The sequence below is a fragment of the Geminicoccus sp. genome (assembly GCF_036263595.1).
GTDB lineage: Bacteria > Pseudomonadota > Alphaproteobacteria > Geminicoccales > Geminicoccaceae > Geminicoccus.
Map to the genome: position 1 here is coordinate 1 of NZ_DATAGQ010000225.1, position 23,012 is coordinate 23,012.

A 23,012-nucleotide genomic window follows, 5' to 3' on the forward strand; every position below is an offset into this window, starting at 1 on the left:
ATGTGATGACGTCAGAGGCAGCGGATCACCATCAAGGCCAGGAGCCTCACCGCTCCAGCGACAGGCCGGATAGATCTGCGCATCCAATGCCGCCGACGGCACCAGAACACCTTGCGGCGGGGGGCGTCCATAGATTGTTGACGCGGATACCGTGCGGCCCGATCCCCAGGGCGATGGCGGCGATCCATGGGGTCGATTCCCGCCTTGCTGGCCGAATAGGCGGAAGTGCCGAGCCTGGCGGCCGTCGGCAGGAAGGACGATGTGTTCACGATCGCGCCGGACCGACCGGAGGGAATTATGGCGCGCAAAGCCGCGTGGATCTTCAGCCACGGGCCTTTGAGGTAGATGGCGATGATCTCGTCGAAGTCGGCCTCGGCCCTTCGGACGATCGCCCGACGTGAACCTTGGATATCCGCTTGTTGAAGACGTGGGCGAGCCGCTCGAACTGGCCGATCGTGCGGACAGTTATGCCGTTCACGTCATCCGCAGTGGAGACGTCTCCTGCCGCAACCATTGCCTCGCCTCCGGCGGCGCGGATCATGTCCGCAGTGGCGGCCAAGGGCGGCCCTGCTCGACCAGGCGAAGCGGGCCGTGACGGTGACCGAGGCCGATGCCCGCCCCCCTTTAAGACTTGGCACCGGCACTCGCGCTGCTGGATGACGCCACCGCCACAGTCGGTACTCCCGAGGATGCTCCCATGGGGCTTGTGCAATTGGGCGCAACACGGCTCGCCATCCAGATGTTCGTCGCGCCGACGATTGAGCAGCTCGCACGCGGCTGCCCGCATGTGACGCTCGACCTCCGCACAGTCGAGCGGCCGGGCGACCTGATCTAGGGGTTCGGTCTCGGTATCAAGCTTGGCAATGAGGTGCCGCAGGAAATGGTGGCGGTGACGAAACCGCTCACAACCGCAGTTGCCGGCTCGCCCGGCTGTTTGGCCGCCTATCCTCTTCCCAGCTTCGCGCACCATCAGCGCATCGGCTGCCGCAGCGGACCTGGAGGCCCAGGTTGCCGCTGGTGTTTCGAACGCGCTGGCGAGACGGTCACGCTCGACGTCGACGGCACGTTCGTGACCAACGACGCATGACCTCATGCTGCGCGCCGCGCTCAGCGGAATTGGCTTGTGGCATGGCACCGACCACATGGCGCGATCGATAATCGATGAGAGACGTCTGCTGCGGGGGGCTGGCGGACTGGTCGCTGGCCTGTCCGTGATCTCGCCTCTGTACGCTCCAGCCCCGCCGCTGCTGCTGAACCACTGCTCGTGAGGTTTGGCATCGCGAAGCGGGTGAGCCGCTAGCGGCCAATCTCGTCATCGTGTGCTACTTTAATGGTGATATAGCAGAAGTCGGCGGGGAAGATGGGCAGGTGCAGGCACGACGAGTTGCCGCCAACAACCTGCCCACTGCCGTCATGCCTTACGCGAAGCCTGATCGACGTCGCGGACAGCGCCGCGTGCGGCGCTGGTCGTGAACGCCGCATAGGCGCGCAGCGCTGTCGACACCTTCCTGTCCCGCTTCCCCGGCTTCCATGCCGCGTCGCCTCTGGCCAGCATGGCCGCACGCCGCTTCGAAATCACATCCTCGTCGACCCTTAGGCTGATGATCCTGCTCGGGATGTCGATCTCGATGATATCGCCTTCCTCGACCAAACCGATGAGACCGCCTTCCGCGGCTTCCGGCGAGACATGGCCGATGGAGAGACCCGAGGTGCCGCCGGAGAAGCGGCCGTCGGTAATGAGCGCGCAGGCTTTGCCCAGGCCTTTCGATTTCAGGTAGCTCGTCGGGTAGAGCATCTCCTGCATGCCGGGCCCACCGCGCGGCCCCTCGTAGCGGATGACCACCACGTCTCCTGCCGCGACCTTGCCCGTCAGGATGCCGCTCACGGCTGCATCCTGGCTCTCGAAAACACGGGCGGGGCCGGAGAACACCAGGATGCTTTCGTCGACACCTGCAGTCTTCACGATGCAACCGTCGACAGCCAGGTTGCCCTTCAGGACAGCGAGCCCGCCATCCTTCGAGAAGGCGTGCTCGACATCGCGGATCACGCCTCTCTCCCGGTCGAGGTCGAGTTCCTTCCAGCGGCGGTTCTGACTGAAAGCCACCTGTGTCGGCACACCCCCGGGCGCGGCGCTGAAGAAGGTGCGGACCATCTCGTTCTGGGTGCGGCGCACATCCCAACGCTCCAGCGCCTTGCCGAGGCTGGCGCTGTGCACCGTTGGCACGTCCGTCCGTAGCAGACCCCCCCGGTCCAGTTCACCCAGGATCGCCATCACGCCGCCAGCGCGATGGACGTCCTCCATGTGAACGTCAGACTTGGCGGGTGCTACCTTGGAAAGGCAGGGGACGTGCCGGGAAAGGCGGTCGATGTCCGCCATGGTAAAGTTCACGCCCGCCTCGTGGGCGGCGGCCAGCAGGTGCAGCACCGTGTTCGTGGAGCCTCCCATCGCGATGTCCAGGCTCATGGCGTTCTCGAACGCGGCGAAGCTCGCAACCGAGCGTGGCAGCACGCTGGCGTCTTCCTGCTCATAGAACCGCCGGGTGATGTCGACGACGAGGTGGCCGGCTTCGAGAAACAGACGCTCACGATCCGCATGGGTCGCCAGAACGGAGCCATTGCCCGGCAATGACAGGCCGAGCGCCTCGGTCAGGCAGTTCATGGAGTTCGCGGTGAACATGCCCGAGCAGGAGCCGCAGGTCGGGCAGGCGGAGCGCTCGATCGTCGCGACCTCGGCATCGGTCATCGTCTCATCGGCGGCGGCAACCATTGCGTCCACCAGATCGAGAGCGACCTCCTTTCCCTTGAGAACCACCTTGCCGGCTTCCATCGGACCGCCGGAGACGAAGACGGTCGGGAGGTTCAGGCGCAGCGATGCCATGAGCATGCCGGGCGTGATCTTGTCGCAGTTGGAGATGCAGACCAACCCGTCCACGCAGTGCGCATTGGCCATGTACTCTACGCTGTCCGCGATCAGCTCACGTGACGGCAGGCTGTAGAGCATCCCGTCGTGCCCCATCGCGATGCCGTCGTCGACCGCGATCGTGTTGAACTCCTTCGCGACTCCGCCTGCCCGCTCGATCTCACGGGCGACGAGCTGGCCCAGATCCTTCAGATGGACGTGACCCGGCACGAACTGGGTGAACGAGTTCACCACCGCGATGATCGGCTTGCCGAAATCCGCATCCTTCATGCCGGTAGCGCGCCAAAGGCCGCGAGCTCCGGCCATGTTGCGACCATGGGTGGACGTACGAGAACGGTAGACGGGCATGGGAAATCTCTAGTCGGATGAACGTGCTGAAGGGCGGCTGTGCACGCCAGGGTAGGCTGAACCTTGCAACTCAGCCAGCCAAAGCGGCGAACAGGTGATGGTCACGATCCACATTGCTCACACGCGCTCGGCCACCCCCTGAACGAAATCGTACCGCGCTTCCGGTGTATGAATGGCACCCTCCGTCCGCAGCAGCGAAGAGTAGAGCGTGAAACCGCTGATGCTGAACGGCTCCGATCGATACAGGCTCAGGCGCTTGAGGAACGACCCGAACCGGCTTTCAGGCAGCGGCGCCCGGATCCTGGCGATGGTCAGGTGGGGCGCATATTTGCGAGGATCTGCAGGGATGCCTAGGCTCGCCAGATGGCGATCGACGCGACGCTTGAGTGTCTGCAATCCCTCGCTCGGCGCCACGCCCAGCCAAAGCGTGGTCGGCTGACCGCGTGGCGGGAAGTGACCGACGCCCTGGAGCTGCAGATCGAACGGGGGAGCCGAGACATCGGCCAGCGCCTCGCCTATCTCCTCGAACGTGGCATGATCCACCTCTCCGATGAACCGGAGGGTCACGTGCAGGTCGTCTGCGTCGGTCCATCGGACGTCGGGCAGGCCGACACATAGACGGTCGACCTGATCGACCACGTCCTCCGGCAGGTCGAGCGCGATATAGATTCGCGGCATGAATCGACCTCGCTCCAGATGAGTGACGGGCGGTCTTCTAGAGGATCGCTGGGTGCTTGCCAAACGCAGGGAGCGTCCCTACCAACCCTTCCGATGCTCCCGCCGGCCCCGACGAGGGGCGCTGCCAGGACTCGGCGCCAAGGAAAAAAGATCTTGTCCGATGCATTGATCCGAGAGGTCCAAGAAGACCTGCAGCGCGAACGAGCTCTGGCGCTAGCACGGCGCTATGGCGGCTATGTCATCGGGCTGGCGCTGGCGGCCGTCGTGGCCACGGCTGGATATGTGGGGTGGACCAACTGGCAGCAAGGTGTGCGGGCCGAGGAGTCGGCCAAGCTGCTGAGCGCCGTCGGAACGCTCGACAAAGGTGAGGCCGGACAAGCGTTGCCCGAGCTCCTGGCCGTAGCCCAGGAAAGTTCGGATGGCGTCGCGGAGATCGCACGGCTGCAGGCGGCCCAGGCAGCCAGCCGCGACGGCAAGACCGACGAGGCCGTCAACATCCTTGAGACGGCCGTGCAGGAAGGCCCGGGTGATGCCATCCTGAAGGAGGCAGCCCAGATCGCGGCGATCGGCCGACGACTGGACAGCGGGGATCCGGCAGCGCTGGCGGCGGAGCTGGAACCATTGACGGGGGGAGATCGGGCATTCCGGCACCAAGCCCGCGAGTTTCTGGCCCTCGTCAAGGTCCGTGGTGGCGACCGCGAAGCCGCCAAGACGATCCTGGACAATGCCATCGACGACGCAAGCATCCCGGCAGGCGCCCGTGCGCGTCTGACGGAGCTGCGCGCGGCGCTGGAGGCGATAGCTTGACCACCGCCCCGCGACCGCTGGGTCGCCGCACGCTCCTTGGTGTTTCGCTGGCCGCCACGAGCCTGTTCCCCGGCTGCAGCTGGTTTGGCGAAGAAGAAAAGCCGCGCCTGCCGGGCGACCGCAAGCCGGTCCTGCTACTCGATGAAGGGGTGAAGGCGGATCCGGGCTTGGCGAGCATGCAGATCACCCTTCCCCCGCCCGTCCGGAACAGCGACTGGGCGCAGGCTGGCGGCAACCCGACGCACGCCAACTATCATTTGGATGCCGCGGACTCCCTGGCGCCCGTCTGGGACATCTCGATCGGGCGCGGTGCCGGGACCGATGCCTTTCTGAACCCGCCGGTGATCGCCAACGGTACAGTCTATGCCGTCGATGGCGATGTGGAGGTCTCGGCCATCGACGCAGCCACGGGGGACAAGCGCTGGACCTCACAGCCGGAAGAGCTTCCCTATGCGGATCGATTGAACGGCGGCGGCATCGCGTTCGACGGTGGTCGCCTGTATCTGGCGACTACCAAGGGGGTGCTGATCTGCCTCGATGCCGGGTCAGGCAACGAGATCTGGCGGCGTGACGTCCGATCGCCGCTGAGGGGTTCGCCAGCGGTCGTGGATGGCCGTGTGCTGGTCATCAGCGCCGACAACCAGTCCTTCGCTCTAGATGGGCAGACCGGGGAACTCGTATGGCAGCATACGGCACCTGGCGAGATCGCCGCCATTCTGGGTGGGTCGACGCCTGCAGCAGCGCAGGGCATCGTCATCGTTCCGTACTCTTCAGGCGAAGTGAACGCGCTCTCGCTTGAAACGGGCATCCCGATCTGGACGGAGACGGTTCTCCGGCCCCGCCGCACCCTGGCGATCGCTGCAATCAGCGACATTGATGGGCTGCCCGTCATCGACCGCGACCGCGTCTTCGTGGGTGGCACTGGCGGCGAAATCGCCGCCTTCGATCTCGCCAGCGGTGGCCGCATCTATGAACTGACGGCCGCGACCGAGCAGACGCCATGGCCTGCCGGCGACTTTGTCTATCTGTTGAGCGACCGGGGCGAAGTGATCTGCATGCTGCGCCAGAACGGTCTGGTGCGCTGGGTCAGTGCCCTACCGAGAGAGCGCGAAGAAGACACCTCGGGTGATGCGCTGATCAAGTGGCACGGGCCGGTGCTGGTCCGGGACCGCCTGCTGGCCGGCAGCTCGGACGGCGAGCTGGTATCAGTCTCACCATATACGGGCGAGATCCTGGGCCGGCTGCAGGTGGGAGCGCCCATCCGTCAGCCGCCCATCGTTGCCGACGGGTCCATCTATCTCTTGACTGAAGACGGAACCCTGCACGCTTATCGATGATGTCGAGCCAGAGCGTCATTTGGCCGGCAGGAAACAGTCACCGTGTTCACCATTGCTATCCTTGGCCGCCCCAATGTGGGCAAGTCGACCCTGTTCAACCGCTTGGTCGGTCGGCGGCAGGCGATCGTGCACGATCAACCCGGTGTCACCCGCGATCGGCTGGAAGCTGATGGCAAGCTCGGTCATCTGCGCTTCAAGGTGATCGATACGGCGGGGCTGGATGTTGGTGGGGAGGATACGCTGGAGGGCCGTCTGCGGGCGCAAACCCTGGCGGGCCTGGACCAGGCGGACTTGGGCATCTTCCTGATCGACGCGCGCGCCGGGCTCACGCCGCTGGACCATGAGGTGGCGCGGCTTCTGCACCGTACCAAAAAGCCGATCGTCCTCTTGGCCAACAAGTGCGAGGGAAGACAGGCAGAGATCGACGCCAGCGAAGCCTGGTCGCTGGGTTTGGGCCAGCCGATCCCGATTTCGGCTGAGCATGGCGAGGGCATGTCGGATCTGTTCGACATCATCGCACGCCATGCGCCGACTGAGCCTGAAGAAGCCGACGAGGCCGACGAGCCGCTGCCCGAAGATGTTCCCGATGATCAGCCAGCAGCACCGGAACTAGGCGCTGATAAGGCCATCCGGCTTGCGATCGTGGGCCGGCCCAATGTCGGCAAGTCGTCGCTCGTCAACAGATTGATCGGCGACGATCGCCTGCTGACCGGTCCAGAACCCGGCCTTACCCGTGATTCGGTAGCCCTGTCCTGGACCGATCGCGGACGATCGTTCGAGCTCATCGATACCGCCGGCTTGAGGCGCAAGGCCCGGATCGAGGAGCGGCTGGAGCGTATGTCCGTCTCCGCGACTGTTCAGGCACTGAAGTTCGCGCATGCTGCCGTGCTTGTCGTAGATGCCACCCAGCCCCTGGAAGTCCAGGACCTGACGATCGCCGACCTGGTTACGCGGGAAGGCCGCGCGATGGTCGTGGCCATCAATAAATGGGACCTGATAGAAGATCCGGCAGCGGCTCTGAAGGAGATCCGGGGCAGGCTGGAGGACAAGCTGGCTCAGCTGCCCGGCGTCGAGGTGGTGACGCTCTCGGCGCGGGCGGGTGCAGGTGTCGACAAGCTCCTGCCGGCTGTGGGGAGGATCGTGCGCCGTTGGAACCGGAGGATCACCACGGCGAAGCTCAACCGTTGGCTCCAGGCGGCGCTGGAAGAGCATCAACCGCCTCAGATCGGCAAGAGGCGACTCAAGATGCGGTTCATTACGCAGACCACGAGCCGCCCACCCACCTTCGTCCTCTTCCAGAATCTGGAGCCGGCCGACGTGCCGGATCACTATGTCCGCTTCCTCAGCAACAGCCTGCGCAAGGCGATGGATCTGGCTGGCGTTCCGATCCGCATCCACCTCAGGCGCGGCGAGAACCCCTACGACAAGCGGGACAGCGACTGAAGTCTGGCGACGCCGTCGCGGGCCGACAGGGAATGGTCGAGCACAGTGAGCAAGTGGCCGGCCACTTGCTCGGGCGTCATCAAGCCAGCCTTCGAGCCGCCGGGATAGCGCCGGGCCTCGGTACGCGTACCGGTGACGCGGCCGGGATCGACCAAGACAACCTGGATTGGCGCCTGCCGCAGTTCCGCCGCCCAGCTGCGCACGAGCGCTTCAAGGCCGGCCTTGCCGGCCGCAGCCATGCCGAAGAACGCGGGTGCTGTGCTGGCGATGTCGCAGGTCAGGAACACTGCCCTGCCCCGCCCGGACGCCCGCAACAGGGGCTCGAATGAGCGGATCAGGTGCTGCGTCGCGATCACGTCGACCGCCAGGACCTTCTGCAGCTCGATAGGGTCCATATGACTGGCCGGCGTGAGGACCCCAGGCTCGCCCGCAGCGTGCACCAGCACGTCAATCCGTCCGAAGCGCTCAAAGAGCATGCCCCCGAGGGCATCCACGTGCTCACGACGGGTCAGGTCGACCGGTGCGATGACCGCCTGCTCGCGCTCAAGGCTGCCAATCGCGTCGTCGATTTCCTCCAGCGCCCCCCGCGTGCGGCCGACTAGGACGACCTTGCCGCCGGCCCGGGCAGCTTCTACCGCGACGGCCGCACCGATCCCACGCGAGGCACCGGTGACGACGACGATCCGGTTCGCCAGATCGATCAAGCAACCGTCTCCACGAGCGAATCGGTAGCCGGCGTGGCGTGCTCGGCCCGACCCTCGCCGCGGTTGACGGCGTCCCGCAGCGGCGTCGGGTATTCGCCGGTGAAACAGGCGTCGCAGAACTGCGGCTGGCGGTTGTTGCGACCTGCTTCGCCGGTGGCGCGATAGAGGCCGTCAATGGACAAGAAGGCCAGGCTGTCCACGCCGATCAACTCGGCCATTTCCGCTACGTCGTGCCTGGCAGCCAGGAGCTTCTCCCGCTCGGGGGTATCGACGCCATAAAAGCACGAATAGGTCGTGGGCGGACTGGCGATCCGCATATGCACCTCACTGGCACCCGCAGCACGGACCATTTCGACAATCTTGGTCGAGGTCGTCCCGCGAACGATCGAATCGTCGACCAGGACGACCCTCTTGCCGGCGAGCATGGAGCGATTGGCGTTGTGCTTCAGCTTCACGCCCAGGTGGCGGATCTGGTCGGTCGGCTCGATGAAGGTCCGTCCGACATAATGGTTGCGGATGATGCCGAGTTCGAACGGAATGCCGCTGGCTTGCGCGAACCCGATGGCGGCAGGCACGCCGCTGTCCGGCACAGGCACGACCAGGTCCGCCCCAACCGGGCTTTCCTTGGCCAACTCCTCGCCAATCCGCTTGCGCACTTCGTAGACGCCGCGGTTCTCCAGCACGGAGTCCGGACGCGCGAAATACACATACTCGAAGACACAGAAGCGCTGCGGCTGTTCACGGAACGGGTGAATCGAGCGCGGGCCGTCATCGTCGATGATCACGATCTCACCCGGCGCGACGTCGCGCACCAGTTCGGCGCCCATGATGTCCAGTGCCACCGTCTCCGATGCCAGGACCCAGCCATTCCCGAGCCGTCCCAGCACCAGCGGCCGGATGCCCAGCGGGTCGCGCACGCCGATCAGGGCGTCGGCGAACAGGGCCACCAGCGACCAGGCGCCCTCGATCTGGAACACCGCGTCCGTGAGCCTGTCGAGGACTTCCTGCCGGTGCGATCTGGCGATCAGGTGGACCAGCACCTCGGTATCGGAGGTGGACTGGAACAGCGATCCCTCGTTCACCAGGCGCTTCTTCAAGCCCATTGCGTTCGTGAGATTGCCGTTATGCGCGATCGCCAAGCCGCCGAACGCATAGTCGGCATAGAGCGGCTGGACGTTGCGGATCTCGGATGCGCCGGTGGTCGAGTAGCGGACATGGCCGACAGCTGCCTGCCCCGGCAGCGCATCGATGACGGAGCGCTTGCTGAAGTCGTGGTCGACCAGACCGACGGCACGGTGGCTGTAGAACTGCCCGCCGTTCAGGCTGACGATACCCGCCGCCTCCTGGCCACGGTGCTGGAGCGCATGCAGCCCCAACGCGGTGACCGCAGCGGCATCGCCATGGCCCCAGACGCCGAAGCATCCACACTCTTCGTGCAGCTTGTCGTCGTCGAACGGTGCAGCACGATCGGCCATCATCATGAACTCACTCGCCCTTCTGCTGCTCGACCAGCCGCTCCATGGCGGACCTCGGTGCAGCATCGTAGCCTTGCTCGCCGGTCACCTTGGACGACGCAGGACGGTCGAGCAGCCGCGCCGGATCAGCCAGATCCTGCACGCTGCCCGCACCCTTTTCGATCGCGTCCAAGCCCTTGGCAGTCACCTCCGCAGGAAGGAGACCATCCACGACTAGGGCCGCGTTCTGCACCTGCGGCAGCAGCCAAGCATTGGTGACCCAGGTCGGGTGGCTCTCCAGTGGAACAAGGCGGATCGCGACCAGGTAGACGACGGCCACGACGAGCACGCCCCGAGCCACGCCAAAAACGAGCCCGAGCAACCGATCAATACCTGAAAGTGCGCTTTCGTCGACGCCTCTGACCAGCATGGAGGCGACGAGCTTGTAAATGATGAGCGGAACCAGGAACACAAGGACCAGCGTGATCGCATCAGCGACAAGTCCCTGCTGGACCGCATCGCCGACAATCGTCCGCGCTGGCGCCCAGAGCCAGAAGGCGGTCAGCGCAGCGCCACCCCAGGTCAGGAGCGTCATCAGTTCCCGCACGAAGCCGCGGGCCAGCGCCAGGATCGCGGAGACCAGCACGGTCGCGATCACCGCCAAGTCGAACGCTGTGAGATCAGGCACGCCGCCCATCATTCAGCTCCAGCACGCGCGCGGGAAGGCCGGGGACGGACCGGCGATGGGGAGAACATGGCCATCAGGTCTCCGACCCGGCGCACCGGGACCGTCTCCAGCCCCGCTGACTTTCCTGCAACCGACATGGGCCCGATGACCTGGGTGAAGCCCAGCTTGGCAGCTTCGCGGATCCGAAGTTCGCTCTGCGCCACGCTGCGTACCTCTCCGCCCAGGCCGACTTCTCCGAAGAATGCGGCCTTCGCCGGTGCCGAACGGTCCAGGAGCGAGCCGATCAACGCGGCGGCCACCGCCATGTCGGCGGCAGGCTCCACGATCCGCAGTCCACCTGCCACGTTCAGGTAGACGTCCCGGCCGGAAAGCTCCATTCCGCACCTTGCCTCGAGAACGGCAAGAAGCATCGCGAGGCGGTTGCTGTCCCATCCTACCACGGCACGACGCGGGCTTCCGGGGGCGACATTGCCGACCAACGCCTGGATCTCCAGCAGCACAGGCCGGCTGCCCTCGATGCCTGCATAGACCGCGGACCCCGCCAGCCCTTCCTCCCGCTCCGCCAGGAAGAGCGCGGACGGATTGGCGACGGGTACCAGTCCTCCTTCCTGCATCTCGAACACGCCGATTTCGTTGGCCGGTCCGAAGCGGTTCTTGACCGCGCGGAGGATGCGGAACTGATGGCCGCGCTCGCCCTCGAAGTAGAGCACGGTATCCACCATGTGCTCGAGCACCCGAGGGCCGGCAATCTGTCCTTCCTTGGTGACATGGCCGACCAGGAGGACGGCCGTGTGCCGGCTCTTCGCGAACCGGATCAACGCGTCGGTGGACGCCCGAAGCTGGGTAACCGTTCCAGGTGCCTGGTCGAAGCCTGCGGTGAACATGGTCTGGATCGAATCGACGATCAGCAGGTCGGGCACCGGTCCGGCCGACAGAGTGGTCAGGATGTCGGCGACAGCGTTCTCCGCCGCCAGTTCCATCGGGCTGTCGACAAGGCCCAGCCGGCGCGCGCGCAAACGCACCTGCTCGATCGATTCCTCACCTGTCACATAGACGACCCGCCTGCCCGCCCTCGCCAGTCCTGCGCCGGCCTGCAGCACCAGCGTGGACTTGCCGATGCCAGGATCGCCGCCGATCAGAAGGACGGAGGCAGGCACTAGTCCGCCGCCAAGTGCCCGATCGAGTTCCTCGATCCCCGATCCGATCCGCGGCGGCGGCGTGCTGCTGCCTGTTAATCCGACCAGATCGATGTGCCGGCCTCGCCCGCGAGCAGCGGCGGCAGCGCCCGTCTGCTTCGGCGCCACGGTCTCCTCGACCAGGCTGTCCCAGGCACCACACTCGTCGCAGCGGCCATGCCAGCGCGAGGTGACCGTTCCGCAGGACTGGCAGACGAAGCGGCGTTCAATCCTTGCCATGATGATCCTCTCGGCCTGATCGCCGAAATGGAATCAGCGTGCACCCACCGTGATCGGGCCGTCAGCCCGGCCGTGAATGAACTGATCGACGTAGGGGTTGCCAGAGCGGTCCAGATCCGTGACTGGTCCGAACCAGATCACCCGTCCCTCATACAGCATCGCGACGAAATCCGCGATCTTGCGGACCGACGCCATGTCATGCGTGATGGACAGGGCGGTGGCTCCCATGGCCCGCGTGAGGGCGCGGATTAGGTCGTTGATCACGTCCGCCATGATCGGGTCGAGACCGGTGGTCGGCTCGTCGAAGAAGATGATCTCTGGCTTCAAGGCCACTGCCCGGGCGAGGCCCACCCGCTTCTGCATGCCGCCCGACAGTTCCGCCGGCATCAGGTCGGCCACATCAGCAGCGAGGCCGACAGAATCCAGGTTCTCGATCGCGATCCGTCTGGCTTCGTCCCGCCCGATCTTCCGGCGCGCCATCACGCCGAAGCTGACATTCTCCCAGACTCGCAGGGAGTCGAACAATGCGCCGCCCTGGAACAGCATGCCGAACCTGTGCCGAACGTCCTCGATCGTCCTTGCCCCGGCGCCGACTAACTCTGTTCCGTCGACCTTGATGGAGCCGCCATCGGGTGGCAGCAGTCCCAGGATACATTTCAGCAGGACCGACTTGCCGGTGCCGGAGCCGCCAATGACGACGACCGAACTTCCTGCCGGCACGTCGAGGTCCAGGCCGCGCAACACGTGCTTGGAGCCGAAGGACTTCGTGAGGCCGCGGATGGCGATCTTGGGTGGGGCACTGGTCATCGGGTGAAGAAGATCTCGGTCATGATGTAGTCGAAGACGAGGATCAGGATCGATCCCGTCACGACGGCGCGTGTCGTGGCGGCTCCGACACCCTGCGCTCCGCCGCGGCTCTGGTAGCCCTGCCAGCAGCCCATCAGCGTCACCACGAAGCCGAACACGGCGGCCTTAGCCAAGCCGACCAGCACGTCCTGCGCCTCCAGGTACTGCCAAGTCTGGTCCATGTAGGTGTAGGGGCTGAAGCCCAGCTTGGTCGTGCCGACCAGGAACCCACCAAACACGCCGATCACGTCCGCGACCATGACCAGCAGGGGCAGCATGAGCGTGCCAGCCAACAGGCGCGGGAAGACAAGGTAGCGCTGTGGGTCGGTCGAGAGCGTGGTCAGCGCGTCGATCTGCTCGGTGACCCGCATGGTGCCCAGTTCTGCCGCCATGGCGGCGCCGACACGACCTGCGACCATGAGCCCAGCCAGCACCGGACCCAGCTCGCGGGTGAGGGACACCACCACGATCGTCGCGACGGCCGATTCAGCCTCGAATCGCGCGAAGCCGGTGTAGGACTGCAGCGCCAGCACCATGCCGGTGAAGATGGCGGTTAGTCCCACCACCGGCAGCGAATAGAAGCCGATATCGATCATCTGCCGCAGGATCTGGGCCGGGTACCACGGCCCGACGAACCCGCGCGCCAGGGAGATCACAGCGAACGAGGCGATGGCGCCGATCTGCTCGCAAAGATCAAGGACAGCCGCCCCGATCCGACGCAGTGGATTCAAGCACCCTCTCCGAGGTAGCGACGCTCGATGCGGGAGCCAAGCCGAACCAGAACCTCATAGGAGATCGTGCCCGCCGCGTCGGCGTAGCGATCGACCGCTCCAGGCCCGGCCAGAACCTCTACCGGCGTCCCGGGTCGGACTCGTCCGCCCAGTTCCGTCACGTCGACCGTGACCAAGTCCATGGAAATGCGGCCCACTAGCGGCACGCTCACTCCTGCAATGCTGACGCTGGTTCTTCCGCCGGCGGCCCGCAGCAAGCCATCGGCATATCCGATCGGAAGGGTCGCGATACGCATGCCGGGACCGACGGGATGCGTCGCACCGTACCCCACCGTGCCCGCCTCCTCAACATCGTGGACTTGCAGGACCGGCACGATCAGCCGGACGACCGGCCGGAGGGCGATCGGCGAGGCCGGGACCGGGACCGGCTGGCAGCCATAGAGCGCGATGCCCGGGCGGACTAGGTCGAACTGGTAGCTGTCTCCCAGCAGGATGCCGGAGGATGCTGCCAGGCTGGCGGCTGCGACAGGCAGGCTGGCACGATGCAGCTCGAACGCGCGCAGCTGCCGCTCGTTGAGCGGATGATCCGGAAGATCGGCCACACCCAGATGACTCAGGACCAGGACCAGCTCGATTCCCCGCAGATCGAGCTCGCCTACGTCCTTGGCATCTACACCCAGACGGCACATGCCGGTATCGAGCTGGATCGCGGCAGCCAGCGGCCGCGCCAACCGTGCCGCGGTCTGTCGCCAGCGCGCAACCTGCGACGGGTCGTTCAGTGCTGGGAGGATCCGCGCCTCCACCAGGTCCTGCTCTGCACCGCGCGCCGGTCCGCCGAGCACGAAAATTCGCGGGTTCGGCAAGACCTTGCGAAGGGCGAGGGCCTCGTCGGTCGTCGCGACGAAGAAGGTCCTGCAGCCATCGTCGGCGAGCGCCCTTCCCACCTGTGTGGCGCCGAGCCCATAAGCGTCCGCCTTCAGGACGGCCGCGACCTCTGCCCTGGGCGCCAACTCCATCAGCAGGCGCCGGTTCGCCACGATGGCTCGAAGATCCACCTCCAGTACCGGCCGGTCGTTGGGGAACGACGGGTCAGTAGGGAGGTGCATCGCTGTAGTCGATCATCTCGGGATTGCGGAACCGGCCAAAATTGGCATCGAACTGCAGCGTCACGTTGCCGATCGGGCCATGGCGCTGCTTGGCGATGATCACGTCGGCCTTGTTGGCGCTCTCCTTGAAGCGGTCGGCCCAGGCATTGTAGCGCTCGTTGAACTTTTCCCTGGTCTCTTCGGGACGTTGCTTCGGCTCAGAGCGGGACAGGTAGTACTCATCGCGATAGACGAACATCACCACGTCCGCATCCTGCTCGATCGAACCGGATTCGCGCAGGTCCGATAGCATCGGCCTCTTGTCCTCTCGCTGTTCGACGGCGCGCGATAGCTGTGACAAAGCCAGGACCGGGATGTTCAGCTCCTTCGCGATGGCCTTCAGGCCCTGGGTGATCTCGCTGACTTCCTGCACGCGGTTCGCCTGGGAAGAGGCGTTGCTGCCACGCAGGAGCTGCAGATAGTCCACCACCAGCAGGGCCAAGCCGAATCGCCGTTTCAGGCGGCGGGCGCGGGTGCGTACGGCCTGGATCGTGAGGGCCGGCGTATCGTCGATGTAGAGCGGCCGGCGGGCCAGCTCCTGGCTGGCAATCACCAGCCGCTTCCACGAATCCTCGTCGAGCATGCCCCGGCGCAGCTCGTCCGAGGGGATCCGGGATTCAGCGGAAAGAAGACGAGTGGCGAGCTGTTCTGCCGACATCTCCAGCGAGAAGACGCCGACGGGGTAAAGTTTGCCTTCGTCGTCCTCGTCGATTGGCGTGGACGCTGCATTGGCGGCGATCGTCACGGCCAGGGCTGTCTTGCCCATCGAAGGCCGGCCCGCCAGGATCAGGAGGTCGGAGGGCTGCAGCCCGCCCAGCTTGTCGTCCAGCCCCTGCAGGCCCGAGGGCACGCCGGTGACTCGGCCGGCCTTCTTGAAGGCTGCCTGGACCAGGTCCACCGCCGCCGTGATCACGTTGGTGAACGGCCGGAACCCACCCTCGGCCGCGCCCGCTTCCGCCAGCCGGAACAATTTCTGCTCGGCGTCCTCGATCTGCTCGCGACCGGATGCTGTCTCGGCCTTGTCATAGGCGCGGTTGACCACCTCCGTGCCGACGTCGAGCAGCCCGCGCTTCATGGCGAGATCATGGATCTGCTCGGCATAATGGCCGACATCGAGGACCGCCTCCGCCGCCCGGGCCAGCTTGGAAAGATACTTGGCCCCCTCCATGCCCTTCAGCGCCTCGTCGTCCTCGAACAGGAGCTTCAGCGTGACTGGATCGGCCAGCAGGCCACGCTCGATCCGCTGGGCACACATGGCCCAGATCCGCGCATGGACCGGCTCGTAGAAGTGCTCGGCCGTCAGGAACTCCGCGGCCCGGTGAAAGGCCTCGTTGTCGACGAGGATGCCTCCAAGGACGGCCTGCTCGGCTTCGAGATTGTGGGGCCGGACACGGAACGAGGATTCCGGTTCCGGGTGATTCTGTACAAGGGCGATCAAGGGCTCTGCCATAAGGGAACGTTTACCAGCCACCTGCTATGGAGGCGAGGTCGCAGCCGCCACAGCTGCATCCTGGAGGCTGTTGGATGTAGCGTCGAGGCGGCCGGCCGACATGCTGGACTTCCTCCTGCAGGTGCGGCCGTCCTTGCCAAGCAGCGACAGATGATGGTCCCGACCGCTCAGGCGACCATCCCGGTCACCGCGAACATGGTGCCGGTCATGGAGCGAGAACTGAAGGGCGGCGGCGTCGAGCCGAAACCGTGGCTGCCCGCCTCAACCTTCCATCTTGAGCGCTGCCAGGAACGCAGCCTGCGGGATCTCCACCTTGCCGATCGAGCGCATGCGCTTCTTTCCCGCCTTCTGCTTCTCCAGGAGCTTGCGCTTACGAGTAACGTCGCCGCCGTAGCAGCCTGCGATCACGTCCTTGCGGAAGGGCTTGATCGTCTCGCGGGCGATGATCTTGGCGCCGATCGCCGCCTGGATGGCGATCTGGATGTTCTGGCGCGGGATCAACTCCTTCAGTCGCTCGCACAAGGCGCGTCCGCGGTTCTCGGCTGCCGCGCGGTGGACGATCAGCGCCAGGCTGTCGACCGGGTCGCCATTGATCAGGATGGAGAGCTTGGCAAGGTCGCTCTCCTCGTAATCGCCCAGCTGGTAGTCGAAGCTGGCATAGCCACGGCTCAGCGACTTCAGGCGATCGTAGAAGTCGTAGACCACCTCGCCGAGCGGCAGGTTATAGACCACCATCGCTCGGTTCCCGACATAGGTGAGCTCGATCTGGCGCCCGCGCTTCTCGCTGCAGAGCGACAGGATCGAGCCGAGATACTCGTCCGGTACGAGGATGGTAGCCTTGATCCAGGGCTCCTGGATGAAGTCGATCTTGGTGACCTCTGGATAGTCGGCCGGATTGTGCATCTCGTGCACGGTGCCGTCGGTCAGGTGCACCTTGTAGATGACCGAGGGTGCAGTGACGATCAGGTCGAGGTCAAACTCGCGGTCCAGCCGCTCCTGAACGATCTCCAGGTGGAGAAGCCCCAGAAAGCCGCAGCGGAAGCCCGGCCCCAGCGCCAAGGACTGCTCAGGCTCGTAGGCGAAGCTCGCGTCGTTGAGCCGCAGCTTGGCGAGGCTCTCCCGCAGGTTGCCGAACTCGGCGGTATCGGTGGGGAACATCGAGCACCAGACCACCGGCTGGGATGGGCGGAATCCCGCCAGCGGCTCGGCAGCCGGGCGACGCTCCTCGGTGATCGTGTCGCCGACCCGCGCGTCGGCCAGCTCCTTGATGCTGGCCGTGAGGAACCCGACCTCCCCTGGCCCAAGCGAGCCGACCTCGATCTTCTTCGGCGTGAACACGCCGACCCGGTCGATCGTGTGGATCGCGCGGGTCCCCATCATCTGGATCTTGGTGCCCTTGGTGATCGTCCCTTCGCGCAAGCGGATCAGGATCACCACGCCCAAGTAAGCATCATACCAGCTGTCGACGACCAGCGCTCGAAGAGGTGCCGCCGAGTCGCCCTTAGGCGGCGGGATCTGGCGCACGACCGCTTCCAGGACATCGCCGACTCCCTCGCCGGTCTTGGCGGAGATCATCAGCGCCTCGGACGCATCCAGGCCGATGATGTCCTCGATCTGCTTCTTGACCCGGTCCGGCTCGGACGCCGGCAGGTCGACCTTGTTGAGCACGGGGATCAGTTCGAGGTCTGCATCGATCGCCTGATAGGCATTGGCCAGCGTCTGCGCCTCCACGCCCTGGGTGGCGTCGACCAGCAGGATAGCGCCTTCGCAGGCACGCATGGAACGGGAGACCTCATAGGAGAAATCCACGTGACCGGGCGTGTCGATCAGGTTGAACACATAATCCTGCCCGTCTTTCGCCTTATAGGCGAGGCGGACCGTCTGTGCCTTGATCGTGATGCCGCGCTCACGCTCGATGTCCATGCTGTCCAGCACCTGGCTGGTCATTTCGCGCGCCTGCAGCCCGCCGCACAGCTCGATGAAGCGGTCGGCAAGCGTGGACTTGCCGTGGTCGATATGCGCCACGATGGCAAAGTTACGGATGTGAGCGAGGTCGGTCATGGCAGCCTGGGTGGGTCACGGCAGGAGCTATCTGCACGGACCCGACCCAGAAGCCAAGCCCCGCGCGATGGCCCCTGCCCCTTGCTGCCCCTCTGTGCGCCAGGAGTCAGTGTCGGCCGCTACGCTCCGCCTCGTACTTGGCCTTCATCGCTTCGACCGCCTTCTGCTGCTGGCCAGCCAGATCGTCGCGCACCGAACGTGCCCGCTCGGTCGCGTCGATGGTGGGACGGTAGTGACCCTGGAAGTGCGGCATCACGCTGCGCGCGACCAACTCAAAGCTGCGCTTGGTGGCATCTGGGTCAGCCCACTCGTGGGCGAGCATCAGATAGGCGCCGAAACCGCCGTTGGACTGCCGGTCCAGCCGCTCGATCTGCGCTGCCACCATCTCCGGCGTGCCGACCACGCCGATGCCCGACTGGTTCACGAACTCGGTCATCTCGTGCGGGTCGTTGCCGTCGACCACCATCTGCGGGAAGGCTGCGACTGACTGGAAGTAGCGGAACCACTGCTCGATGCCGTAGCGTACTTCCTGATAGGCCTGCTCCACGGTGGGAGCGCAGTGGACCGGCCCGACAAGCCGCCACTTGGCGCGGTCGACGCTGGTGCCGAAGTGCTTCGCCTGCTCCTCCATGACGTTCCAGTGCAGGGCCAGGGCATCGAATCCAGCCGACAGCGTGGCGCCGACTGCAAGAAGGCCCACGCCGTGGCGCCCCGCGAGCCTGGGGCCGGATGGCGAGGCCGCGGCTGCGACGCAGACGTCGAACAAGGGCTGAGAATAGGGCCGCAGGTGCAGCCGAGCGTCGCGCAGGTCCCAGCGCTCGTTCTTAAAAGTGATCGGCTCCTCCGTAGTGAGGAGGTGCATGATGACGTTGAAGCTCTCCTCCAGGAGGCGCCGGGTGTCCGACTGCTGGATGCCGATCATCTGGGCGTCGGTCGGCAGAGCACCCGGTCCGGCACCGAACATGAACCGGCCACGGCTGAGATGGTCGAGCATCACGATCCGCTCGGCCACCCAGAGCGGGTTGTGGTAGGACAGGCTGACGACGCCGGTGCCGAGCTTGATGTGCCGGGTCCGCTCGATCGCCGAGGCGATGAAGATCTCCGGCGAAGCGATCAGCTCGCTGCCGGCAGAATGGTGCTCGCCGATCCAGGCCTCGTCGTAGCCCAGCCGGTCCAGATGCTCGACCAGCTCCAGATCGCGCTGGAGCGCCAGCGTCGGGTTGGTGCCGGGCGCGTGGAACGGCGCCATGAACATGCCGAAGCGGAGCCTGTTGCCCATGCCTGCTTCCCTGATGAGGCGTGATCGCCGCGTCCGTTCATGGCACGGCTTTCACGCACTCAATCGCCAGGAGCAATCGCCAGCAAGCAATTTGTCCGCGCAGCTGTGGAGAGCCCTCAGCTGCGCAGAGCCGCTCCGGTTGCCTTCACGACGCTCGCCACGATCCGCTGCGAGGCAGCCTCGATGGCCGCCTCGTCGAGCGTGCGGTCCTGAGACTGCAGGCGCACGCTGATCGCCACGGACTTGCGGTCCGCACCGAGCGATGGACCGCGATACACGTCGAAGACGGACACCTCGCGCACGAGTTGCTTCTCGGCCTGCCGAACGGCCTTCAGCAGTGCCTCGACCGTGACGTCCTCAGCCACCACGAATGCGAAGTCACGATCGACCGCCTGGAAAGGCGATGCAGCGAGGGTGCCCTTGTTGCGGCCGGCCTTGGTGCGAGGCTTGGGCAGCGTGTCGAGATCGAACTCGAACGCGACCACCGGTACCTCGATGCCTGCCTCCGCCAGGATGGCGGGGTGCATCTCGCCGAACGAGGCCAAGACCTGCGGGCCCAGCCGCACGCGACCCGATCGACCTGGATGGAACCAGCCTGGTGCGTCGGTGCTGATCTGGGCCGTCTCAATCTTCGCGCCCGCGGTCGTCAGCAGGGCCAACACGTCGGCCTTCACGTCGAACAGGTCGACGTTCCTGGCCGGGTCCGCCCAATGTCGCCCACGCAACTCGCCAAACCGCAGCCCGGCGCAGCTCCAGCGCTGCTGGCCCGGTGCCGCTTCCATGAAGCGTGGACCCAATTCGAACATGCCGCCTGACCGCAGGCCGCGGTCCACGTTGCGCCGGACTGCCTGCAGCAGGTTCGGCAGGATCGATGGCCGCATGGCGGCGAGGTCGGCATGGATCGGGTTGCGCAGGAGGATCGGCTGCTCTGCGCCAAAGCGGCGCGCCTGGCCCTCCGGCATGAACGACCAGGTGACAGCCTCCAGCAAGCCACGGGCTGCTGCCTGGCGCCGCACATCGGAGCGACGGCGCTGCTCGGGCGTGACCACCGGTGGAGCCACCGCCGACATCTTGGTTACCGACACCGGCGGGATCTGATCGTAGCCGTGAAGGCGCGTCACCTCCTCGACGATGCAGGCCTCCGTGGACACGTCATGGCGCCAGGAGGGAACGGTGATGTCGTAAAGGTCGGGTCCGCCTTCGATCTCGAAGCCCAGCTGACGCAACCCCGTCTCGATCTCGTCGCGTTCCAGGGAGATGCCGGCCAGCCGCACGATCTGGGCCGTGTGAAACTGGATTCTCGGCCTGCTGTCGGGCACGACGCCAGTCGTCTGGACCGGGCCGGCGCGGCCGCCGCAGAGTTGCTGGATCAGGCGCGTCGCGAACTCGGTCGACGGCAGGACCAGCGCAGGGTCGACGCCGCGCTCGAATCGTGCCCGCGCATCGCTGTCGATACCAAGCCGGCGGCCGGTCTCTGCCGTGCGCAACGGGTCGAACAGCGCGACTTCGAGCACCACGTCGGTAGTGGTCTCGTCGCAGCTGGTGCTCACGCCACCCACCACACCAGCCAGGCTGATGACGCCGCTGTCGTCGCAGATGACCGTCATGCCGGGGGCCAGCCGGTGCACCTTCCCGTCGAGACCTTCGAGGGTCTCCCCCTCCACCGCCTCGCGCAGCCGCAGGTGGCCCCGCAGCTTGTTCGCGTCGAACACGTGCAGCGGGCGGTCCAGGTCGAACGTCAGGTAGTTGGTGATGTCGACCAGGGCCGAGATCGGCCGCAGCCCGATCGCCGTCAGACGGCGTGCCAGCCAGGCCGGGCTTGGTCCATTCTTCACGCTGCGGATGACGCGGCTGACGAACAAGGGGCAAGCCCGCTCGTTGCCCGGCTGGAAGTCGAACTCCGTGCGGACGGCCGCATCGGTCTCCGGCGCCACGGGTGCGAAGTCACGTTGCTTGAGGATCCCGAGGCCGGCAGCAGCGAGATCGCGGGCAATGCCGTTGATGCCGAAGCAGTCGGCTCGATCCGGCGTGACCTTCAGCTCGATGACGGGTCCCTCGATCCCCAGCGCCGCCACCGCAGGCGTGCCGACCTCGGGTGCGCCGGGCAGGTCGATGATGCCGTCATGGTCGTCGCCCAGCTTGAGCTCGCGCCAGGAGCACATCATGCCCTCGGACGGCACACCCCGGATGGTGGCCTTGGTCAAGGCTTCGCCGGAGGCGGGAATCACCAGGCCCGGCCGGGCGAGAATGCCGCGCAACCCTTGCCGCACGTTCGGGGCCCCGCAGACGACGCTGTGGATGCCGTCCACCGAACGTACCTTGAGCGCCCAGAGCCGGTCCGCCTGAGGATGGCGCGCCGCCTCCACGATCTCGGCCACCTGGAAGCCCTCCAGGGCAGCACCAGGATCGACGACGCCCTCGACCTCCAGGCCGAGGTCGGTCAGCTTCTTGGCGATCGTCTCGACGTCCGCGTCGGTGTCGAGATGTTCCTTGAGCCAGGGGAGCGTGAGTTTCATCGGGACAGCCCGGCAGCCATGGTGGGCACGTCGAGGGGCATGAATCCGTAATGCTTCAGCCAGCGCAGATCAGCCTCGAAGAACGTGCGCAGGTCGGGAATGCCATATTTCAGCATGGCCACCCGGTCGATTCCCATGCCGAAGGCGAAGCCCTGCCACTCGTCCGGGTCGAGGTTGACTGCGCGGAGCACCTTGGGGTGGACCATGCCGCAGCCCAGGATCTCCAGCCAGTCGCTTCCCTCGCCCACCACGAGCTCGCCATGGCCGCGCTTGCAGCCGATGTCCATCTCGGCGGACGGCTCGGTGAACGGAAAGTAGGAGGGGCGGAAGCGCACGGGGATCCGGTCGCTTTCGAAATAGGCGCGCACGAAGTCGATCAGGCAGCCCTTCAGGTGGCCCATATGGGTGCGCCGGTCGATCAGCAGTCCCTCGACCTGGTGGAACATCGGCGTGTGCGTCATGTCGCTGTCAACGCGATAGGTGCGACCCGGCGCGATGATGCGGAACGGCGGCTTGCCGGCCAGCATCGTGCGAATCTGCACCGGACTCGTATGGGTGCGCAGCAAGAGCGGCGCGCCGTTCTGTTCGGCTTCGAGGTAGAAAGTATCGTGCATCTGCCGGGCGGGATGCTCCTTCGGCAGATTGAGCGCCTCGAAATTGTGGAAGTCGTCCTCGATGTCCGGGCCCTCGGCCACGGCGAAGCCCATCTCGGCGAAGATCGCGATGATCTCCTCGGTGACCTGGCTGACAGGATGGATGCGTCCTTGCTGCTCCTCGCGCACGGGGAGCGTCACATCGACCCGCTCCGCGAGAAGCCGCGCCTCGAGCGCCGCAGCCTGCAAGGCGGCCTTGCGCTCAGCCAGGGAGAGCTCGATCCGGTCCTTCAGCTCGTTGATCTGCCGACCGGCCTCCTTGCGGGCGTCGCCATCCATCGAGCCCAACTGCTTCAGCAGGCCCGTGACGGCGCCTTTCTTCCCAAGGAACGAGATTCGGACCTCGTCCAGGGCACGCAGGTCGGCCGCATCGCCGATGGCGGCCAGGGCTTGATCGCGCAGGCTTCCGACATCGAGGGTCATGATCGAATCCGGGGCATGGGTCCGGGAACAAGAAAGCAAAAAGGGGCCATCAGGCCCCTTTTGGTCGCTCATCGAAGCGGCTCAACGCATCAACCGGATGCCGCGGCTACCCAT

The 23,012-nt window shown here is 65.7% G+C and carries 19 protein-coding genes; 4 read left to right on the forward strand and 15 right to left on the reverse strand.

Annotation, left to right across the window (positions count from 1 at the left end):
- Positions 1-11: 11 nt before the first annotated feature.
- Positions 12-410: an SDR family NAD(P)-dependent oxidoreductase gene (locus tag VHL31_RS27100; RefSeq protein WP_414653823.1), complete on the reverse strand. Its 399-nt coding sequence runs from the start codon at positions 408-410 to the stop codon at positions 12-14.
- Positions 411-697: 287 nt separating this feature from the next.
- Between VHL31_RS27100 and VHL31_RS24705 the strand changes: the two genes are divergently transcribed.
- Positions 698-835 carry a hypothetical protein gene (locus VHL31_RS24705; protein ID WP_329663914.1) on the forward strand — a complete coding sequence of 46 codons (138 nt, stop codon included), beginning with the start codon at positions 698-700 and terminating at the stop codon, positions 833-835.
- 576 nt (positions 836-1,411) lie between these two features.
- On the opposite strand, the gene ilvD is transcribed toward VHL31_RS24705, so the two are convergent.
- Together ilvD and thpR are read right to left on the reverse strand one after the other, a co-directional pair.
- On the reverse strand, positions 1,412-3,268 hold the full coding sequence (ilvD, locus tag VHL31_RS24710; protein WP_329663915.1) for a dihydroxy-acid dehydratase: 1,857 nt from the start codon (positions 3,266-3,268) through the stop codon (positions 1,412-1,414).
- Positions 3,269-3,385: 117 nt separating this feature from the next.
- Positions 3,386-3,946, reverse strand: a complete 561-nt coding sequence (gene thpR, locus VHL31_RS24715) for an RNA 2',3'-cyclic phosphodiesterase (protein ID WP_329663916.1) — start codon at positions 3,944-3,946, stop codon at positions 3,386-3,388.
- A gap of 153 nt (positions 3,947-4,099) precedes the next feature.
- On the opposite strand from thpR, the gene VHL31_RS24720 reads away from it, so the two are divergent.
- Genes VHL31_RS24720 through der form a run of 3 tightly spaced genes read left to right on the forward strand, consistent with a single transcriptional unit; the run spans position 4,100 to position 7,533 of the window.
- Entirely contained in the window at positions 4,100-4,753 is a 654-nt protein-coding gene (locus tag VHL31_RS24720) for a tetratricopeptide repeat protein (RefSeq protein ID WP_329663917.1), read from the forward strand.
- Positions 4,750-6,090 (forward strand): PQQ-binding-like beta-propeller repeat protein, encoded by a 1,341-nt coding sequence (locus VHL31_RS24725; RefSeq protein WP_329663918.1) that lies wholly within the window; start codon positions 4,750-4,752, stop codon positions 6,088-6,090. The genes VHL31_RS24720 and VHL31_RS24725 overlap by 4 nt, the downstream gene beginning before the upstream one ends.
- 42 nt (positions 6,091-6,132) lie before the next feature.
- Positions 6,133-7,533: a ribosome biogenesis GTPase Der gene (gene der / locus VHL31_RS24730; RefSeq protein WP_329663919.1), complete on the forward strand. Its 1,401-nt coding sequence runs from the start codon at positions 6,133-6,135 to the stop codon at positions 7,531-7,533.
- Here der and VHL31_RS24735 read toward each other — a convergent pair.
- From VHL31_RS24735 to pheS, 12 genes are all read right to left on the reverse strand, one after another.
- Positions 7,509-8,237 carry an SDR family NAD(P)-dependent oxidoreductase gene (locus VHL31_RS24735; RefSeq protein ID WP_329663920.1) on the reverse strand — a complete coding sequence of 243 codons (729 nt, stop codon included), beginning with the start codon at positions 8,235-8,237 and terminating at the stop codon, positions 7,509-7,511. The genes der and VHL31_RS24735 overlap by 25 nt on opposite strands.
- The gene (purF, locus tag VHL31_RS24740) at positions 8,234-9,718 is read right to left on the reverse strand and encodes an amidophosphoribosyltransferase (RefSeq protein ID WP_329663921.1); all 1,485 of its coding nucleotides are present in this window, start codon (positions 9,716-9,718) and stop codon (positions 8,234-8,236) included. Before purF ends, VHL31_RS24735 begins: the two co-directional genes overlap by 4 nt.
- Before the next feature lie 4 nt (positions 9,719-9,722).
- On the reverse strand, positions 9,723-10,379 hold the full coding sequence (locus VHL31_RS24745) for a CvpA family protein (RefSeq protein WP_329663922.1): 657 nt from the start codon (positions 10,377-10,379) through the stop codon (positions 9,723-9,725).
- Between the two features lie 8 nt (positions 10,380-10,387).
- Positions 10,388-11,794, reverse strand: coding sequence for a DNA repair protein RadA (radA, locus tag VHL31_RS24750; RefSeq protein WP_329663923.1), 1,407 nt, complete (start codon positions 11,792-11,794; stop codon positions 10,388-10,390).
- Positions 11,795-11,827: 33 nt separating this feature from the next.
- Positions 11,828-12,601, reverse strand: a complete 774-nt coding sequence (locus tag VHL31_RS24755; protein ID WP_329663924.1) for an ABC transporter ATP-binding protein — start codon at positions 12,599-12,601, stop codon at positions 11,828-11,830.
- On the reverse strand, positions 12,598-13,371 hold the full coding sequence (locus VHL31_RS24760; protein ID WP_329663925.1) for an MlaE family ABC transporter permease: 774 nt from the start codon (positions 13,369-13,371) through the stop codon (positions 12,598-12,600). The genes VHL31_RS24755 and VHL31_RS24760 overlap by 4 nt, the downstream gene beginning before the upstream one ends.
- Entirely contained in the window at positions 13,368-14,477 is a 1,110-nt protein-coding gene (gene alr, locus VHL31_RS24765) for an alanine racemase (protein ID WP_329663926.1), read from the reverse strand. The genes VHL31_RS24760 and alr overlap by 4 nt, the downstream gene beginning before the upstream one ends.
- Complete coding sequence (locus tag VHL31_RS24770; protein ID WP_329663927.1) at positions 14,461-15,954, reverse strand: replicative DNA helicase; 1,494 nt, start codon at positions 15,952-15,954, stop codon at positions 14,461-14,463. The genes alr and VHL31_RS24770 overlap by 17 nt, the downstream gene beginning before the upstream one ends.
- 273 nt (positions 15,955-16,227) lie before the next feature.
- Positions 16,228-18,027 (reverse strand): translation elongation factor 4, encoded by a 1,800-nt coding sequence (gene lepA / locus VHL31_RS24775; RefSeq protein ID WP_329663928.1) that lies wholly within the window; start codon positions 18,025-18,027, stop codon positions 16,228-16,230.
- A gap of 106 nt (positions 18,028-18,133) precedes the next feature.
- The gene (locus VHL31_RS24780) at positions 18,134-19,306 is read right to left on the reverse strand and encodes an LLM class flavin-dependent oxidoreductase (RefSeq protein WP_329663929.1); all 1,173 of its coding nucleotides are present in this window, start codon (positions 19,304-19,306) and stop codon (positions 18,134-18,136) included.
- A 116-nt stretch (positions 19,307-19,422) separates the two neighbouring features.
- Positions 19,423-21,822: a phenylalanine--tRNA ligase subunit beta gene (gene pheT / locus VHL31_RS24785; protein WP_329663930.1), complete on the reverse strand. Its 2,400-nt coding sequence runs from the start codon at positions 21,820-21,822 to the stop codon at positions 19,423-19,425.
- The gene (gene pheS / locus VHL31_RS24790; protein WP_329663931.1) at positions 21,819-22,898 is read right to left on the reverse strand and encodes a phenylalanine--tRNA ligase subunit alpha; all 1,080 of its coding nucleotides are present in this window, start codon (positions 22,896-22,898) and stop codon (positions 21,819-21,821) included. The genes pheT and pheS overlap by 4 nt, the downstream gene beginning before the upstream one ends.
- Between the last annotated feature and the right edge of the window lie 114 nt (positions 22,899-23,012).

What these genes read in the sequence shown, in the direction of transcription:
- VHL31_RS24705 (WP_329663914.1), top strand. Translation starts at nt 698, where the DNA reads ATGGGGCTTGTGCAATTGGGCGCAACACGGCTCGCCATCCAGATGTTC.
- ilvD (WP_329663915.1), bottom strand. Translation starts at nt 3,268, where the DNA reads ATGCCCGTCTACCGTTCTCGTACGTCCACCCATGGTCGCAACATGGCC.
- thpR (WP_329663916.1), bottom strand. Translation starts at nt 3,946, where the DNA reads ATGCCGCGAATCTATATCGCGCTCGACCTGCCGGAGGACGTGGTCGAT.
- purF (WP_329663921.1), bottom strand. Translation starts at nt 9,718, where the DNA reads ATGATGATGGCCGATCGTGCTGCACCGTTCGACGACGACAAGCTGCAC.
- radA (WP_329663923.1), bottom strand. Translation starts at nt 11,794, where the DNA reads ATGGCAAGGATTGAACGCCGCTTCGTCTGCCAGTCCTGCGGAACGGTC.
- VHL31_RS24755 (WP_329663924.1), bottom strand. Translation starts at nt 12,601, where the DNA reads ATGACCAGTGCCCCACCCAAGATCGCCATCCGCGGCCTCACGAAGTCC.
- alr (WP_329663926.1), bottom strand. Translation starts at nt 14,477, where the DNA reads ATGCACCTCCCTACTGACCCGTCGTTCCCCAACGACCGGCCGGTACTG.
- lepA (WP_329663928.1), bottom strand. Translation starts at nt 18,027, where the DNA reads ATGACCGACCTCGCTCACATCCGTAACTTTGCCATCGTGGCGCATATC.
- VHL31_RS24780 (WP_329663929.1), bottom strand. Translation starts at nt 19,306, where the DNA reads ATGGGCAACAGGCTCCGCTTCGGCATGTTCATGGCGCCGTTCCACGCG.
- pheT (WP_329663930.1), bottom strand. Translation starts at nt 21,822, where the DNA reads ATGAAACTCACGCTCCCCTGGCTCAAGGAACATCTCGACACCGACGCG.
- pheS (WP_329663931.1), bottom strand. Translation starts at nt 22,898, where the DNA reads ATGACCCTCGATGTCGGAAGCCTGCGCGATCAAGCCCTGGCCGCCATC.